Origin of the sequence: Kitasatospora sp. NPDC059648 (assembly GCF_042734825.1) — a bacterium.
Lineage (GTDB): Bacteria > Actinomycetota > Actinomycetes > Streptomycetales > Streptomycetaceae > Kitasatospora.
In genome coordinates this window covers 1-16,197 of sequence record NZ_JBHWDU010000004.1, presented here as the reverse complement: position 1 = coordinate 16,197, position 16,197 = coordinate 1, and the positions used below count along the sequence as shown (strand labels likewise).

At 72.6% G+C, this 16,197-nt stretch carries 15 protein-coding genes; 7 read left to right on the top strand and 8 right to left on the bottom strand.

What is annotated here, in order from left to right:
- The first annotated feature begins 46 nt into the window (after nucleotides 1-46).
- Complete coding sequence (moaA, locus tag ACFV1W_RS03970; RefSeq protein ID WP_380412853.1) at nucleotides 47-1,036, top strand: GTP 3',8-cyclase MoaA; 990 nt, start codon at nucleotides 47-49, stop codon at nucleotides 1,034-1,036.
- Here the strand turns inward: moaA and ACFV1W_RS03965 are convergent.
- The 6 genes from ACFV1W_RS03965 to ACFV1W_RS03940 all read right to left on the bottom strand — a co-directional run bounded on the left by ACFV1W_RS03965 (nucleotide 1,033) and on the right by ACFV1W_RS03940 (nucleotide 6,884).
- A complete protein-coding gene (locus tag ACFV1W_RS03965) occupies nucleotides 1,033-1,251 on the bottom strand; it encodes a hypothetical protein (protein ID WP_380412851.1) in 219 nt (72 codons plus the stop codon). The two genes, moaA and ACFV1W_RS03965, sit on opposite strands and share 4 nt — an antisense overlap.
- A 279-nt stretch (nucleotides 1,252-1,530) precedes the next feature.
- Nucleotides 1,531-1,914: a DUF3099 domain-containing protein gene (locus ACFV1W_RS03960; RefSeq protein WP_380412850.1), complete on the bottom strand. Its 384-nt coding sequence runs from the start codon at nucleotides 1,912-1,914 to the stop codon at nucleotides 1,531-1,533.
- A gap of 145 nt (nucleotides 1,915-2,059) precedes the next feature.
- A complete protein-coding gene (locus ACFV1W_RS03955; protein ID WP_380413158.1) occupies nucleotides 2,060-2,608 on the bottom strand; it encodes an RNA 2'-phosphotransferase in 549 nt (182 codons plus the stop codon).
- A 32-nt stretch (nucleotides 2,609-2,640) separates the two neighbouring features.
- Nucleotides 2,641-4,038, bottom strand: a complete 1,398-nt coding sequence (locus ACFV1W_RS03950; protein ID WP_380412849.1) for a metallopeptidase TldD-related protein — start codon at nucleotides 4,036-4,038, stop codon at nucleotides 2,641-2,643.
- Nucleotides 4,038-5,600, bottom strand: coding sequence for a TldD/PmbA family protein (locus tag ACFV1W_RS03945; protein WP_380412848.1), 1,563 nt, complete (start codon nucleotides 5,598-5,600; stop codon nucleotides 4,038-4,040). The genes ACFV1W_RS03950 and ACFV1W_RS03945 overlap by 1 nt, the downstream gene beginning before the upstream one ends.
- Before the next feature lie 138 nt (nucleotides 5,601-5,738).
- Complete coding sequence (locus ACFV1W_RS03940; RefSeq protein WP_380412846.1) at nucleotides 5,739-6,884, bottom strand: MBL fold metallo-hydrolase; 1,146 nt, start codon at nucleotides 6,882-6,884, stop codon at nucleotides 5,739-5,741.
- 316 nt (nucleotides 6,885-7,200) lie between these two features.
- Between ACFV1W_RS03940 and fabG the strand changes: the two genes are divergently transcribed.
- Nucleotides 7,201-7,920 (top strand): 3-oxoacyl-[acyl-carrier-protein] reductase, encoded by a 720-nt coding sequence (fabG, locus tag ACFV1W_RS03935; protein ID WP_030285693.1) that lies wholly within the window; start codon nucleotides 7,201-7,203, stop codon nucleotides 7,918-7,920.
- 2 nt (nucleotides 7,921-7,922) lie between these two features.
- Nucleotides 7,923-8,690, top strand: a complete 768-nt coding sequence (fabI, locus tag ACFV1W_RS03930) for an enoyl-ACP reductase FabI (protein ID WP_380412844.1) — start codon at nucleotides 7,923-7,925, stop codon at nucleotides 8,688-8,690.
- Nucleotides 8,691-8,856: 166 nt separating this feature from the next.
- On the opposite strand, the gene ACFV1W_RS03925 is transcribed toward fabI, so the two are convergent.
- Nucleotides 8,857-9,531 (bottom strand): FadR/GntR family transcriptional regulator, encoded by a 675-nt coding sequence (locus tag ACFV1W_RS03925; RefSeq protein WP_380412843.1) that lies wholly within the window; start codon nucleotides 9,529-9,531, stop codon nucleotides 8,857-8,859.
- A gap of 124 nt (nucleotides 9,532-9,655) precedes the next feature.
- Between ACFV1W_RS03925 and ACFV1W_RS03920 the strand changes: the two genes are divergently transcribed.
- The 3 genes from ACFV1W_RS03920 to ACFV1W_RS03910 all read left to right on the top strand — a co-directional run bounded on the left by ACFV1W_RS03920 (nucleotide 9,656) and on the right by ACFV1W_RS03910 (nucleotide 11,778).
- Nucleotides 9,656-10,942 (top strand): CynX/NimT family MFS transporter, encoded by a 1,287-nt coding sequence (locus tag ACFV1W_RS03920; RefSeq protein WP_380412841.1) that lies wholly within the window; start codon nucleotides 9,656-9,658, stop codon nucleotides 10,940-10,942.
- A gap of 116 nt (nucleotides 10,943-11,058) precedes the next feature.
- Nucleotides 11,059-11,181, top strand: coding sequence for an SGM_5486 family transporter-associated protein (locus ACFV1W_RS03915; RefSeq protein WP_380412840.1), 123 nt, complete (start codon nucleotides 11,059-11,061; stop codon nucleotides 11,179-11,181).
- A 69-nt stretch (nucleotides 11,182-11,250) separates the two neighbouring features.
- A complete protein-coding gene (locus ACFV1W_RS03910) occupies nucleotides 11,251-11,778 on the top strand; it encodes a SixA phosphatase family protein (RefSeq protein ID WP_380412838.1) in 528 nt (175 codons plus the stop codon).
- A gap of 88 nt (nucleotides 11,779-11,866) precedes the next feature.
- Here the strand turns inward: ACFV1W_RS03910 and serB are convergent, their stop codons facing one another.
- A complete protein-coding gene (gene serB, locus ACFV1W_RS03905; RefSeq protein ID WP_380412836.1) occupies nucleotides 11,867-13,114 on the bottom strand; it encodes a phosphoserine phosphatase SerB in 1,248 nt (415 codons plus the stop codon).
- A 236-nt stretch (nucleotides 13,115-13,350) separates the two neighbouring features.
- Between serB and ACFV1W_RS03900 the strand changes: the two genes are divergently transcribed.
- On the top strand, nucleotides 13,351-15,969 hold the full coding sequence (locus ACFV1W_RS03900; RefSeq protein WP_380412834.1) for an FHA domain-containing protein: 2,619 nt from the start codon (nucleotides 13,351-13,353) through the stop codon (nucleotides 15,967-15,969).
- Nucleotides 15,970-16,197 lie beyond the last annotated feature (228 nt).

Here is a 16,197-nt window from a genome sequence, read left to right as displayed (position 1 = left end):
GCTGCTTTCCCCGGAAGCCGGCCGCTACTCGGGAAAGGGAAGCCACGTGCTGCTCGACACCTTCGGACGACAGGCCGTCGACCTGCGGGTCTCCCTGACCGACCGGTGCAACCTCCGCTGCACGTACTGCATGCCGGAGGAGGGCCTCCAGTGGCTGGCCAAGCCCGACCTCCTGACCGACGAGGAGATCGTCCGGCTGGTCACCGTGGCAGTGCGCGACCTGGGCGTGCGCGAGGTCCGCTTCACCGGCGGCGAGCCCCTGCTGCGCCCCGGACTGGTCGCGATCGTGGCCGCCTGCTCGGAGCTGGAACCGCGCCCCGAGCTGTCGCTGACCACCAACGGCATCGGGCTGGCCCGGACGGCCGCCGCGTTGCGCGAGGCCGGGCTGGACCGGGTCAACGTCTCGCTGGACACTCTCGACCCCGAGGTGTTCCTCACCCTCACCCGCCGCAGGCGCCACCAGGACGTGCTGGACGGGCTGGCCGCCGCCGAGGCGGCCGGGCTGGCGCCGGTGAAGCTGAACGCGGTGCTGATGCGCGGGGTCAACGACCACGAGGCGGCCGACCTGCTGGCCTGGTGCCTGGAGCGGGGCTACGAGCTGCGCTTCATCGAGCAGATGCCGCTGGACGCCCAGCACGGCTGGGACCGCTCGTCGATGGTCACCGCGGGCGAGATCCTCGACCTGCTGGGCGCCCGCTTCGAGCTCACCCCCGAGCCTTCCGCGCGCCGGGGCGCGGCCCCGGCCGAGCGCTGGGTGGTGGACGGCGGCCCGGGCCGGGTCGGCGTGATCGCCTCCGTCACCCGCCCGTTCTGCCGGGCCTGCGACCGGACCCGGCTGACCGCGGACGGGCAGGTGCGCAACTGCCTGTTCGCGACCGGGGAGACCGACCTGCGCACCGTGCTGCGCTCGGGGGCGGACGACGCGGAGCTGGCCGCCCTGTGGCGGGCGGCGATGTGGGGCAAGAAGGCCGGGGCCGGGATCGACGACCCGGAGTTCCACCAGCCCGAGCGGCCGATGTCGGCGATCGGCGGCTAGTCCTCCTCGGGCGCCCAGTCGGCGAAGGCGACGACCTCCTTGAGGAAGCCGCGCACGCCGAGGAACTGGGACAGGTGCTCGCGGTGCTCCTCGCAGGCCAGCCAGGTCTTGCGGCGGTCCGGGGTGTGCAGCTTGGGGTTGTTCCACACCAGCACCCAACGGGCGTCCGCCCGGCAGCCCTTGGCGGAGCAGATCGGGGTCTGCGGGGTGTCCATCGGGGGCCGTCCTCGGTGCTCGGCGGGCGCGTCGTCACCGCCAGTCTGTCACGCCGCTGCGGTGCGTCGTCCGGGGCCGCCCGGATCCGGGCATGGCGACGCCGGGCAGCCACGGGGGGAGCCGCCCGGCGTCGGTCCGTCGCTCCGACGGGGGATGCGGAGCGCGTACGCAGTATGTCACGCCGGGACCCCCGGATGGGGAGGTCTTGCATGATTAATCTGAGCTTCTTTTGAGCTTTCGCCCAGCTGATTCGGGCTCAACCGCCGTGAACCGGGCGGTCAGTCCGTGCCCTGTGAAGTTTCGGTGCCAGCGGTCTTTGCCTGTCCTGTACCACTGGGCACGCCAGCCCCACCCGTACCACCCGGGCCGAGCATCAGCGGGGTCTCGGAGGGGAAGTCGAAGGTGCTCGGCAGCGACGGCGCCCGCTCCCGGCCCGCGTTGGCGACCAGCACCGCGAAGTACGGCAGCAGCACGCCGCCCGCCAGTGCCGCGAAGGCGAGCCAGCGCTGGACGTCCCACAGCGCCACCGCGAGCAGCACGCAGAGGGTGCGGACCAGCATCGAGATGACGTAGCGGCGCTGGCGTCCCCGGACGTCTTCGGTGAGGCTGCTGCGCGCCCCCGTGATCCGGTAGACCCGTCCGCCTTCGGCGCTCTTGCCCATGTGTCCTACCGCCCTCGTCCACGCACCCGCGCGCCGTTCCGCGCGGCCTCCTCACGGTACGCCCGGGCGCCGGGGACGACGAGACCGGGTGGGCGGGGCCCACCCGGTCGGACGTGGTGGGAGGGCCGTACGGGCCCATCCGCCGTCAGGAGCGCCGGGAGAGGTACCGCGGGGGTACGGCGTCGGTGAGCCAGACGCCGTTCTCGCTGAGCCGGAACTCGTGGCCGGCCGCCGCCATCGCGGCCGCGTTCACGGTCAGCACGACCGGGCGGCCGTGCCTGGCGCCGACCCGGGTCGCGGTCTCGGTGTCCGCCGAGAGGTGCACGTCCTGCCGGGTCATCGGGCGCAGGCCCTCGCGGAAGATCGACGCCAGGTGGCGGTCGGCGGTGCCGTGGTAGAGCACGTGGGGCGGCACGGTGGCGGTCAGACCGAGGTCGACCGCCACCGTGTGGCCCTGGTTGGCGCGGATGGAGAGGCCGTCCGGCGAGAAGCCGAAGCGGCGCTTGTTGTTGGTGGCCACGACGTGGTCCAGCTCGGCCCTGGTGAGCGGCCTGCCCTTCGCCGCGAGGGCGTCGAGCAGGACCTCGACCCGGACCCAGCCGGAGCCGTCCAGCGTGATGCCCACCAGCTCCGGCTCGTGGCGCAGGATGCGCGACAGCATCTTGCTCGACCTGACCAGCCGCTTCTCGTCCATCATGTTCTTGGTATCCCCCCGTCGGCCAGCGGCTATGAGGCCTGGCTGACCGAACTCATGTTGAAGTCCGCGACACGCACAGGTGGCATCGCGGTGCGGGTGAAGTAGTCGCTCCACTCGCGGGGCAGGCAGCGTTCGGTGCGGCCCGCCTCGGTGATCCGGCCGAGCAGGTCGACCGGGGACTCGTTGAACCGGAAGTTGTTGACGGCGCCGACCACTTCGCCGTTCTCCACCAGGTAGACGCCGTCCCGGGTGAGCCCGGTGAGCAGCAGCGTCGCCGGGTCCACCTCGCGGATGTACCAGAGGCAGGTGAGCAGCAGGCCGCGCTCGGTGCGGGCGATCATCTCGTCCAGGGTCGGCGCGGACTCCTGGTCGGCCGTCTCCAGCACCAGGTTGTCGACCGCCGGGCGCAGCGGCAGGCCGGTGAGGCCGGCCGCGTGGCGGCTCGTGATCAGGTCGGTCAGCACGCCCTCGCGGATCCAGTCGGTGGCGGTGATCGGCGCGCCGTTGTCGAAGACCGAGACGTCGCCGCCGGAGCTGTGCGCCAGCACGAACGGGGCGGCCTCCAGGCCGGGCTCGTCCGGGTCGGCGCGCAGGGTCAGCGGCAGGCCGGCGAGCTTGTCGCCGACCCGGGTGCCGCCGCCGGGCTTGGAGAAGACCGTCCGGCCCTCGTGGGCGTCCCGGCCGCCGGAGGACCAGTGGAGGTAGATCATCAGGTCGGCGACGGCCGAGGGCGGCAGCAGGGTCTCGTAGCGGCCGGCCGGCAGGTCGATCCTGCGGGCGCCCCAGCCGAGGCGCTTGGTGAGCTCGGCGTGCAGGGCCGGGACGTCGACGTCGGTGAAGTCCCGGGTGGCGGCGCCGACCCAGGCCGAGCCGGTGAGGTCGGCCGTCTTGCCGTTGATCTCGACCGTGCCGGTGGGCTGGTCGTGGCGCAGCCGCAGGCCGGTGGAACTGCCCAGGTAGCTGGTGGTGACCTCGTGCCGGGCGAAACCGTAGAGCAGTTCGCCCTGGGCGGCGGCGCGGGCGAAGGCCTCGCCGAGGGCCGGGCCGAAGGCGTCGAACACCTCGATCGAGGTCTCCCCGGGCGGCGCGGCGAAGTCCGGGGACGACGGCCGGTCGGTGACCAGCGGCTGGGCGTCCTCGGCGGGACCGGCCGCGCGGGCGGCCTCCTCGGCGGCCCGGACCAGGCCTTCGACGTCCTCGGCGGTGACGGCCTCACGGGAGACCACTCCGGAGGCGGTGCCCTCGGCGCCGGCCACGGTGGCGATCACGGTGAGGCGGCGGCCGCGGGTGACGCCGTTGGTGGTCAGGGCGTTGCCGGCCCAGCGCAGGTTGGCGGTGGACTCCTCGTCGGCGATCACCACGCAGCCGTCGGCGCGGGAGAGGCCGAGTGCCAGCTCGACGAGTTCGTGGGGCTGCGTCGCGGTCATCAGTGACCCGCCTCCTGCTGGGTGTTGAGCACGTTGACGTTGCGGAACAGTGCCGACGGGCAGCCGTGGCTGACCGCCGCGACCTGGCCGGGCTGCGCCTTACCGCAGTTGAAGGCGCCGCCGAGGACGTAGGTCTGCGGGCCGCCGACCGCCGTCATCGACCCCCAGAAGTCGGTGGTGGTGGCCTGGTAGGCGAAGTCCTTGACCTGGCCGGCGAGTTCACCGTTCTTGATGGCGTAGGCGCGCTGGCCGGTGAACTGGAAGTTGTAGCGCTGCATGTCGATCGACCAGGAGCGGTCGCCGACGATGTACAGGCCGTTCTCCACCCCGGCGAACAGGCCCTCGGTGTCGGGGCCGTCGGCGGCGGGCTGGAGCGAGACGTTGGCCATCCGCTGGACCGGGACGTGCGCGGGGGAGTCCGCGAAGGCGCAGCCGTTGGAGCGCTCGAAGCCCTTCAACTTGGCCATGCCCCGGTCGAGTTGGTAGCCGACCAGGACGCCGTCCCTGATCAGGTCCCAGGACTGGGTGGCGACGCCCTCGTCGTCGTAGCCGATGGTGGACAGGCCGTGTTCGGCGGTGCGGTCGCCGGTGACGTGCATCAGGTCGGAACCGTAGCGGAGACTGCCGAGCTGGTCGAAGGTGGCGAAGGAGGTGCCGGCGTAGGCGGCCTCGTAGCCGAGCGCGCGGTCCAGCTCGGTGGCGTGGCCGATCGACTCGTGGATGGTCAGCCAGAGGTTGGACGGGTCGACGACCAGGTCGTAGCGGCCCGCCCGGACGCTCGGGGCCTTCATCTTCTCGGCCAGCAGGACGGGCAGTTCGGCGAGCTCCGCGTCCCAGTCCCACCCGCCGCCGGTGAGGTGCTCGTAGCCGCGGCCGACCGGTGGGGCCAGGGTGCGCATCGAGTCGAAGGCGCCGGTGCGCTCGTCGACCGAGGTGGCCTCCAGGTCGGAGTAGAGCCGGATCCGCTGCTGGGTCGTCATGGTGCCCGCGGTGTCGGCGTAGAACTTGTTCTCCTGCACCGTCAGCAGGGCGGCCCGGACGTGCGAGACGCCCGGGGCGGCCAGCAGCCGGGAGCTGCGTTCGGCGAGCAGGGCGGTCTTCTCGGCGTCCGGCACCTCGAAGGGGTTGACCTCGTACGCGGAGACCCAGGTGACGTCCCGGTGGACGGGCTCGTCGGCCAGCTCGACCCGCTCGGTGGAGCCGGCCGCCCGGCTGATCCCGCCGGACAGCCGAGCCACCGCGACGGCCTGGGCGGCGACCTCCGCCGCGGCCTCGGGGGTGAGGTCCACCCCGGCGGCGAAGCCCCAGGCGCCGTCCAGCAGCACCCGGACGGCGAAGCCCAGCTGCACGCTGTCGGAGGTGCCGGCCGGCCGGGCGTCGCGCAGCCGCCAGGAGGCGCTGCGGACCCGCTCCAGGCGGAAGTCGGCGTGACCGGCGCCCAGTTCACGGGCCCGGGTGAGGGCGGCGTCGGCGAGCGAGCGCAGCGGAAGGGCGAGGAACAGCGGGTCGACGGCGCGCTCGTGCGCGGCGCCGACGGTGTCGGCCGGAGGGATCGGAGGCAATCGGGCTCCCAGGTCGCGGAGGGTGGCGGTGCGGGCGCCGCAGGGGCGTCCGCACCGCATCATTTCCCGTCCACAGGGCTTCCGGCCAGCGTATTCGGCCCGATGCGTGGCCGTTTCGGCCAGAGTGCGCCGCTGCCGTCAGGCGACGGCCTCCCACCAGCCGTCCAGCTCCGGCGGGTTGTCCACGTCGACCCGCTCGCCGGGGCGCGGGACGGCCAGCGGGACGGCCTGGGTCTTGGCCTCCTTGACCAGCCGTTCGATCGGCTCGGCCCACGGGTGCAGGCCCAGGTTGAAGGTGCACCAGTGGACCGGCACCAGGAGTCCGGCCCGGAGGTCCCGGTGGGCGAGGACGGCGTCCTCGGGGGTCATGTGGATGTCCGCCCAGGCCGCGTCGTAGGCGCCGATCTGCACCAGGGCGGCGTCGAAGGGGCCGTGCTGCTCGCCGATCCGGGCGTAGCCCTCGAAGTAGCCGGAGTCGCCGGTGTAGAAGACCTTGCGGCGGGGGCCGGCGATCACCCAGGAGCCCCACAGGGTGGTGTTGCGGGTCAGGCCGCGGCCGGAGAAGTGGTGCGCGGAGGTGAGGGTGAGCACCAGCTCGCCCAGGGTGCAGGTCTCGTCCCAGTCCAGCTCGATGATCCGGTGCTCGGGGACGCCCCAGCGGCGCAGGTGGCCGCCGATGCCCAGTGGCACCGCGAAGGGCGCGGACTGGCTGCGCACCAGGCGCTTGACGGTGGCCATGTCGAGGTGGTCGTAGTGGTCGTGCGAGATCAGCACCGCGTCGACCGGCGGCAGTTCCTCCAGCTCGACCGGCACCGGGTGCAGCCGCTTGGGGCCGACATGGGCGGAGGGGGAGCAGCGGTCGCTCCAGACCGGGTCGAGCAGGACGCGCGAGCCCTCGATCTCCACCAGCGCGGAGGCGTGGCCGTACCAGGTGATCTCCACGCCCTCGGCGGCCGGGCCGGTCGCGGCGGCGGGGCGCACGGTGGGCACCGGGTTGGCCGGGACGCGGCCCTCGCGCTGGAACAGCATCCGGCGGACGGTGTCGCGGTCGAGGTCCGGGGTGCTGCCGGCCCGGGCCAGGGTGGAGGGCGCGTTGTGGAAGACGCCGTCGCGGTACTGGGGGGAGTTGCGCACCCGCTCCTCGCGCTCGCCGTCCGGGCGGCGCCCGAACGCCGCGGGCAGGTCGCGCAGCGACCAGGCGGTGGCGCCCAGGCCCGCCGCCAGGGCGGTGAGCGCGAGCAGTCGTCCGCGTCGGTGGGTGCTCCCGGGCCGTACCTTGGTCATGCGCCCTGCCTTCGTTTCCTCGCCGGGACTCTTCGGGGAAGGGTACGGCCGGCCCCGGGGCGGTTCGCACCAGGGGGGCAACGGGCACGCCCGCCCGTGTTGTTCCCGGACAGCCCACCCCGATCGGGGCGGGGCCCCGGCCTGCGGCGGACGGCCCCGGGACGCCCGGTGGCACGGGTACGGATTGTCGGATTGCGACAGTTCCGCCGGTGCGGCGCTGTGGGAGCCCGATTCGCCGCCGCCGCCGACCGCCCGATAGCGTCACACTGCGTACGCATTCCGACGTACCCGCTCACACACGGAGAGAGGTGGATCGTTGAGCCGCTCGGTTCTCGTCACCGGAGGAAACCGGGGCATCGGCCTCGCGATCGCCCAGGCCTTCGCCGAGGCGGGCGACAAGGTGGCCGTCACCAGCCGCTCGGGCGAGGTGCCCGAGGCGCTGGCCAAGTACGACGTCCTCGCGGTGCGCTGCGACATCACGGACGCCGCCCAGGTCGACGCCGCCTTCACCGAGATCGAGCAGAAGCACGGCGCGGTCGAGGTGCTGGTCGCCAACGCCGGCATCACCAACGACACCCTGCTGCTGCGGATGTCCGAGGAGGACTTCACCTCCGTCGTCGACACCAACCTGACCGGCACCTTCCGGGTGGTCAAGCGCGCGTCGAAGCTGATGATGCGGGCCAAGAAGGGCCGCATGGTGCTGATCTCCTCCGTGGTGGGCCTCTCCGGCTCGCCGGGCCAGGCCAACTACGCCGCCTCGAAGGCCGGCCTGGTCGGCTTCGCCCGCTCGCTGGCGCGCGAGCTCGGCCCGCGCAACATCACCGTCAACGTGGTCGCCCCCGGCTTCGTCGACACCGACATGACCGCCGTGCTCAGCGACGAGCGCCGCGCGGAGATCGTCTCGGGCGTGCCGCTGGGCCGCTACGCGGCGCCCGCCGAGGTCGCCTCCACCGTGCGGTTCCTCTCGTCGGACGAGGCCGCGTACATCACCGGAGCCGTCATTCCCGTCGACGGCGGATTGGGCATGGGTCACTGATCATGAGTGGAATCCTCGAAGGCAAGCGGATCCTGATCACCGGCGTGCTGATGGAGTCCTCCATCGCGTTCCACGCCGCCAAGCTCGCGCAGGAGCAGGGCGCGGAGATCATCCTCACCGCCTTCCCGCGCCCGAGCCTGACCGAGCGGATCGCCAAGAAGCTGCCGAAGCCGGTCAAGGTGCTGGAGCTGGACGTCTCCAACCCGGAGCAGCTGGCCGGCATCGCCGACCAGGTCCGCGAGACCCTGCCGACCCTGGACGGCATCGTCCACTCGATCGGCTTCGCCCCGCAGGACGCGCTGGGCGGCAACTTCCTGGACACCCCGTGGGAGTCCGTGGCCACCGCGATGCACGTCTCGGCGTACTCGCTGAAGTCGCTGACCATGGCGCTGCTGCCGCTGATGCAGGACGGCGGCGCGGTCGTCGGCCTGACCTTCGACGCGCAGTTCGCCTGGCCGCAGTACGACTGGATGGGCCCGGCCAAGGCCGCGCTGGAGGCGACCAACCGCTATCTGGCCCGCTACCTCGGCGAGCGGGACATCCGCTGCAACCTGGTCTCGGCCGGCCCGCTCGGTTCGATGGCCGCCAAGTCCATCCCGGGCTTCGGCGACCTGGCCGACACCTGGAACCACCGCTCCCCGCTGAAGTGGGACCTGAGCGACCCGGAGCCGGCCGGCCGCGCCATCGTCGCGCTGCTGTCGGAGTGGTTCCCGAAGACCACCGGCGAGATCATCCACGTGGACGGCGGCCTGCACGCCATCGGCGCCTGATCGGCTGAGACCGCCGCTGCCCGGCATCCCCTCCTGGGGGTGCCGGGCAGCGGCGTTTCCCCGTCCCGAGCCGAAGGGCGCGCCGGCGCCGCAGGGGAGGACCGAGGGCGCGCCGCCCGTCGGCGTCGGGTCAGGAGCGCCCGGGGGGCGGGCGAGTCACAGTGACTCAGGCCTCGGAGGTCGCGCAGGCGCCGATGGCCCGGCCGGCCTCGACCGACGCGCGCTGGGCGTCGCGGTCCCGGATGGCGTCCCGGATGGTGTCGTGGCCGATGTAGCGTTCGGCGATCAGCTCGGGGCCGACGTCGTTGCGCAGGTGCTCGCGGGTGACCTCGCCGAGGTCGGAGTAGACGGCCAGCAGCACGTCGTTGTGGGCGGCGGCCACCACGACCTGGTGGAAGGCGGCGTCGGCCTGGACGAAGTCCTCGGCGTCGCCGGAGCGCCAGGCGGCCTCGCGCCGCTCCAGCGCGGCCTCCAGCAGTTCGAGGTCGCGGTCGGTGCGGCGGACGGCGGCCAGGCCGGCCGCGGAGGTCTCCAGGGCCGCCCGCAGCTCGGCGACCTGCGCCTGGTCGGCGTCGGCGAAGCGGCGGTGCATCACCCCGGCCAGTTCGCTGGTGGCGAGCACGTACGTGCCGGAGCCCTGGCGGATGTCGAGCAGCCCGTTGTGGGCGAGGGCGCGGACGGCCTCGCGGACGGTGTTGCGGGCCACCCCCAGCTGCTCGACCAGGGCGGCCTCGGTGGGGATGCGCGAGCCGACGGGCCACTCCCCGGAGGTGATCTGGGCGCGCAGCTGCGCGATCACCTGGTCGGACAGCGGGGTGCGCCTCGGCGAGGACAGCGCCACGGGGACTCCTTGCGACTACGGGGTGGGTGGCCCCTGGAGGGAGGTGACCGGTGGATGAACGGGTGGGCCCATCATGCCAATTCCGAGGTGCATCAATTCATCCCATCATTCTATGATGGCCCACATGCCTCCCGCAGCAGACACCACCGCCTCCCCACGGACCGAGCTCCGGCCGCAGACCGAGCGGCCCTCCGCCCCCGCCAAGTACCTCGGCGTGCTGTTCGCCGTCGCGATCGCCGCCGCCGCCGTCAACCTGCGTCCCGTGGTCACCAGCCTCGGGCCGTTGCTCGACCAGGTCCGCGCCGACCTCGGGATGAACCCCACCCTGGCCGGACTGCTCACCGCCGTCCCCTCGCTGTGCTTCGCGCTGTTCGGCTTCGCGGCCCCCGCGGCGGCCCGCCGGATCGGCCCGATCGCGGTGGTCACGGCCGGCATGGGCGCGATCACCGCGGGCGTGCTGGCCCGCTCCTTCGCCGACGGCACCGCGGTGTTCCTGCTGCTCACCGCGCTCGCCCTGGCCGGCGTGGCGGTCTCCAACGTGCTCCTGCCGGTGGTGATCAAGCGGTACTTCCCGGAGAAGGTCGGTCCGATGATCGGCCTGTACTCCATGGCGCTGTCCGCGGGCACCGCGCTGGCCGCCGCCGTCACCGTGCCGCTGACCAGCACGCTGGGCGGCGACTGGCGCTACGGCCTGGGCGTCTGGGCCGCCCTGGGCGCGCTCGCGCTGCTGCTCTGGCTGCCGGTGCTGGTCGCCAAGCGCGAACGCGGCGAGCAGGCGGGCGGCGTCGCCGCCCCCGCCAGGCTGCCGATCACCCGCAGCCGCACCGCGTGGGCGATGGCCTGCTTCTTCGGCCTCCAGGCCACCGGCGCGTACGTGGTGATGGGCTGGCTGCCGAAGATCTTCCAGGACGCCGGCGTCGACAAGGGCACCTCCGGGGTGCTGCTCGCGGTCACCATGGTGATCGGCGTGCCGGTCTCCTTCGTGCTGCCCAACCTGGCCGCCCGGCGCGGCGACCAGCGGCTGTTCGTGGTGGTGCTGGCCTCCTGCGGCATCGCCGGGTACGCCGGACTGGCGCTGGCCCCGGCCGGGGGCGCGTGGGTCTGGGCGGTCCTGGTGGGCCTGTCCAACTGCGCCTTCCCGCTGGTGCTGACCATGATCGGGCTGCGCGCCCGGACCGCGGGCGGAGTGGCGCAGCTGTCCGCCTTCGCCCAGGGCGTCGGCTACCTGATCTCCATCCCGGGCCCGATCCTGGTCGGCCGGATCTACCAGGCCACCGGCCGGTGGTACGGGCCGCTGGGCTTCCTGGTGCTGCTGCTGGTGCCGCAGATGCTGTTCGGCCTGCGGGCCGCGCGGGCCCGGCACATCGAGGACGAGGCCGTCCACCCGGCCGGGCGACGGGTCGAGGCCTGACCGCCGGACTTCCCCCGGACGGCCCCGGGGCAAGGCCTGACCGGCAAGGTCAAGGCCCGGCCAAGGCGGTGGGGCCGGCGGAGGGCGGGTGTGTTCGGGGTGGGAGAATTCCCGACATGCCCGTTCTGGACCCGAATCCCACCGACGGCCGCAAGCAGCTCGGCCGCATCGCCCTCGCCTTCGGCGCCATCGTGGTACTGGTGGCGATCGTCGCCACCGTCGCCACCTCGATGGGCTGACCCTCCGGGGAGTGGCGGCGGCCGGGGGCACCGCGCCCCCGGGCCGCTTTTCTGCCAAGCTTGCTGGGTATGAGCGCCGACACGCCCCGCAGGATCATCGTTCTCCGTCACGCCAAGGCCGACTGGCCGAACGGCGTGGACGACCACGAGCGGCCGCTGGCCGACCGGGGCCGCCACCAGGCCCCGGACGCCGGCCGCTGGCTGGCCGACTCCGGGATCAACCCCGGCTTCGTGCTCTGCTCCACCGCCCTGCGCACCCGGGAGACCTGGAAGCTGGCGGCGCACGAGTTGCCCAAGCGGCCGCGCAAGACGGTGTACGAGGACCGGATCTACGAGGCCAGCCCGGGCGAGATCATCACCGTGCTCCAGGAGACCCCGGAGGAGTACCCGGACGTGGTGCTGGTCGGCCACAACCCCGGGGTGCTGGGGCTGACCCAGGTGCTGGCCGGGGACGCCGGCGACCAGGACGCGCTGGAGCGGCTGCGCCTGGGCGGCTTCCCGACGGCGGCGATCGCGGTGCTCAGCTTCAGCGGCTCCTGGAAGGGCGTCGAGCCCGGCGTGGCCGAGCTGGTCTCGTACCACACGCCGCAGGACTGACGGCCGACGCACGCGAGGGGCGCGCGGATCGATCCAAACGCCCCTCGCGTACGTCCGCAGGCCCTGCCGGACCACTCGATCGGCTGACCTACTCGATCGGGAGGCCGTCGGCCGCCTCGACCTCCTCGCGGGTGATGCCCAGCAGGTAGAGCACGGTGTCCAGGAAGGGCACGTTCACCGCGGTGTCGGCGGCCTCGCGCACCACCGGCTTGGCGTTGAAGGCGACCCCGAGGCCGGCCGCGTTCAGCATGTCCAGGTCGTTGGCGCCGTCGCCGATCGCCACCGTCTGCTCCAGCGGCACCTTCGCCTGCTCGGCGAACCGGGCCAGCCAGCGGGCCTTGCCGGCCCGGTCCACGATCTCGCCGACCACCCGGCCGGTGAACTTCCCGTCCACCACCTCCAGGGTGTTGGCCGCCGCGAAGTCCAGCCCCAGCTGCTCCACCAGGTGGTCGGTGACCTGGGTGAAGCCGCCGGAGACCACCGCGACCTGGAAGCCCAGGCGCTGCAGCGTGCGGATCAGGGTGCGCGCGCCCGGGGTGAAGCGGACCTCGGCGCGGACCTTCTCGGTCACCGAGGCGTCCAGTCCGGCCAGCAGCGCGACCCGGGCGCGCAGCGACTCGGCGAAGTCCAGCTCGCCGCGCATCGCCGCCGCCGTCACCTCGGCCACCTGCTCCTCGCAGCCCGCGTGGGCGGCGAACAGCTCGATCACCTCGTCCTGGATCAGCGTGGAGTCCACGTCCATCACGATCAGGCGCTTGGCCCGGCGTTCCAGCCCGGCGGCCACCACCGCGACGTCCACCCGCTGCGTGGCCGCCTCCTGGGCCAGCTCGGCCCGCAGCTCCTCGGTGGCCACGCCGGAGACGGCCAGTTCGACCGCCGTCACCGGGTACTTGGCGAGGCGGAAGACGCGGTCGATGTTGCCGCCCGCCGCGGTGATCCGGGAGGTCAGCGCGGACACGGCGGCGGCGGTCAGCGGGTTGCCGAGCACCGTCACGTGCGAACGGCCCTCGCGGCGCGGCCGGTTGTCGCCGATGCCGGAGAGGATCTCGGCCTGCAGCTTCTGCTCCTCGGCCCAGCGGTGCACGGTGGCCCGCAGGCCGCCCTCGGCGCCGGGCGCGCGGGGCGGGGTGACCAGGGCGCACAGCGTGATGCGGCCGCGGGTGACGACCTGCTCGATGTCGATCACGTCGACGCCGAAGCCGGCCAGGGTGGCGAAGAGGCCGGCGGTGATGCCGGGGCGGTCCTTGCCGAACACCTTGACGAGCAGGGTGCGCTCGTCCGCGGTCCGGGGCTGGGCGGCGGGGAGGGGCTCAGCGGCCAAGGGCGATGCGTTCATGGTGACTCCCACGCTACCCGTCGGTCGCCGGGCCGAGGGCACCCGTCCCACGTCGCGGGACGCGCGCGCCCGAGAGTCCGGTCGGCGGCCGCCGGTAGCAGGCTGGTCACAGTCACCCGGGGTGACTTTCATCGGCGGACGGCGGACTGGAATGATTCCCCCCGTCAGTCAGAGGAACAGCGCACCCCGGCCGGGGGCCGAATTCGGGGGAACCGAGAGAGCGGGGCAGGCGAGCAGTGCCGCAACTCGTCATTGAGATCAACGGACAGCAGCGGACTCTTGAGCCCGGGCGGTCCTACACCATCGGACGCAACCCGCAGTCGGACTTCCCGTTCGACGATGCCAGGGTCTCCTGGCAGCACGGGACCATCAGCTTCAACGGCAGCGGTTGGCAGCTGGACGACCACGGGAGCACCAACGGCACGTACGTGGCCGGTGCCCGCACGATGCAGGCCCAGCTGTTCCCCGGTGGCGTGGTCAACCTGGGCAACCCGGAGAACGGGCCCCGACTCGCTTTCTCCGCGCCCGCGCACGCCGCCGCCCCGCAGCCCTCCCCGGTGCACGAGGCCGTCACCAGCCGCAGTCCCGGCCCGACGCCCCAGCAGTCCGCCCCCCAGCAGCCCTGGCCGGGTCAGGACCCGTACCAGCAGCCGCAACAGGCCTGGCCGGCCCAGCCCCCGCAGCAGTACGCGCCGCCGCAGCAGCCGTACCCGCCGCAGCCCCAGAGCCAGCAGCCGCCGCAGCAAGGCGGGTTCCCCCAGCAGCAGGCCTTCGCGCCCCCGCAGCAGCAGGGCTTCCCGGCCGCGCCGCAGCACGGCGGGGCCGGCGGCCCGCAGCCGACGATGATCCGCAACCTGACGGCCGGCATGCGTACCGTCAGGATCGGTCGTGCGCTGGACAACGACATCGTGGTGTCCGACCTCCAGGTCTCCCGCCACCACGCCGAGCTGCGCCAGCTGCCGGACGGCCGCTACGAGATCGTCGACCTCGGCAGCCACAACGGCATCTTCCTCAACGGCCAGCCGGTGCAGCGCCAGCTGATGGGCCCGCAGGACCGGCTGACCGTCGGCCACTCCAGCTTCGTGCTGGTCGGCGACCAGCTGCAGGAGTTCGTCGACACCGGCGCGGTCTCCTTCTCCGCCCGCCACCTGACCGTCGAGGTCGAGCACAAGGGCGCCAAGAAGATCCTGCTCAACGACGTCAGCTTCGGCGTCCCGGAGAAGTCCCTGGTGGCCGTCATCGGCCCGTCCGGCTCCGGCAAGTCGACCCTGCTGCGCGCTCTCACCGGCTACCGCCCGGCCGACCGCGGCGAGGTGCTGTACGACGGCCGCAACCTCTACAAGCAGTTCGCGGAGCTGCGCTCCCGCATCGGCCTGGTGCCGCAGTCGGAGATCCTGCACCGCGAACTCACCGTCCGCAAGGGCCTCAAGTACGCGGCCCGGCTGCGCTTCCCCGGCGACACCGAGGCCCGCGAGCGCGAGGCCCGGATCGACGAGGTGCTGTACGAGCTGCGTCTGGACAAGCGCGCCGACAACAAGATCACCGCGCTCTCCGGCGGTCAGCAGAAGCGCGTTTCGGTCGCGCTGGAGCTGCTCACCAAGCCTTCGCTGATCTTCCTGGACGAGCCCACCTCGGGCCTCGACCCGGGCATGGACCGCGAGGTCATGCAGATGCTGCGCGGCCTCGCCGACGACGGCCGCACGATCCTGGTCGTCACCCACTCGGTCGCCGAACTCGCGCTCTGCGACCGGCTGTTGGTCATGGCGCCGGGCGGCTCGGTGGCCTACTTCGGCCCGCCGGACGAGGCCCTGCACTTCTTCGGGTACGAGACCTGGGCGGACGTCTTCCAGGCCTTCGAGAACTACCCGGACCACGACTGGGCCGGCCGCTACCGAGGCTCGGTGCACTACCAGCAGTACTCCGCCGCGACCGTCGAGGCCGGCGAGGTGCAGCACGTCCAGGTCTCCCAGGAGGCCATCAAGCCGCCCAAGCCCCAGAGTTGGGGCTCGCAGCTGTGGACGCTGATGCGCCGCTACATGTCGGTGCTCGCCTCCGACCGCGGCTTCCTGGCGCTGTCGGTACTGCTGCCCGCGGTCATCGGCGCGGTCAGCGTGCTGATCCCCAACGAACCGGGGCTCGCACCCAACCCGAAGACGCAACTCCACCTCAACAACGGGGCCGCGACGATCCTGCTGATCCTGGCGATCGGCGCCTGCTTCTCCGGGGCGGCCAACTCGGTCCGCGAACTGATCAAGGAACGGGCGATCTACGAACGGGAACGGGCCACCGGCCTGTCCCGCTCGGCGTACATGATGTCCAAGATCATCGTGCTGGGCATCTTCTCCGTGATCCAGGGCGCGATCATCTCCGCGGTCGGCTTCCTGCCGCGCAAGCTCCCCGAGCACGGCCTGATCGTCCAGAACATGCCGATGATCGAGATGACCATCGGCATGATCCTGCTGAGCTTCGCCGCGATGATGTTCGGCCTGATGATCTCCGCGCTGGTGAAGACCGCCGAGAAGACCATGCCGCTGCTGGTCATGTTCGCCATCGTCCAGGTCGTCTTCACCGGCTGCCTCTTCCAGATCTTCGGCAAGCCCGGCCTGGAGCAGGTCGCCTGGCTGATGCCCGCCCGCTGGGGCACCGGCATCGTCTCCACCACGCTCAACCTGTCGGAGCTCATGGGCCCCTGGAACAAGGACTTCCAGCACCCGAACTACGACCCGCTGTGGAAGCACTCCGTCGCCCAGTGGGCGATCGACGCGAGCGTACTGGTGGTCATCTCGATCATCATCGGCGTGATTGTGACCCGGCTGCAGCGCCGGCACGAGCCGGAGGTCATGCAGAAGGGCTGACGCCCGTCGCCCCGCACAGGGCGGCTCTCCCCGGGAGGGGAGGGCCGCCCTGTGGCTATTCGCCCGCTCGCCTCCGGGCCGCTCGGACCCGGTGCCCGGGGCGGGTGGGCCCACCGGCCTCGGGTCCTAGGTCCAATGCCAGTGACTTTGTCCTCCGATCCTCGTTGGTTGTGGTGTGGCGAGGGTGGGGCAGGTCAAGTCGCCTGCGGGTGAGCGGTTGTCGGATCG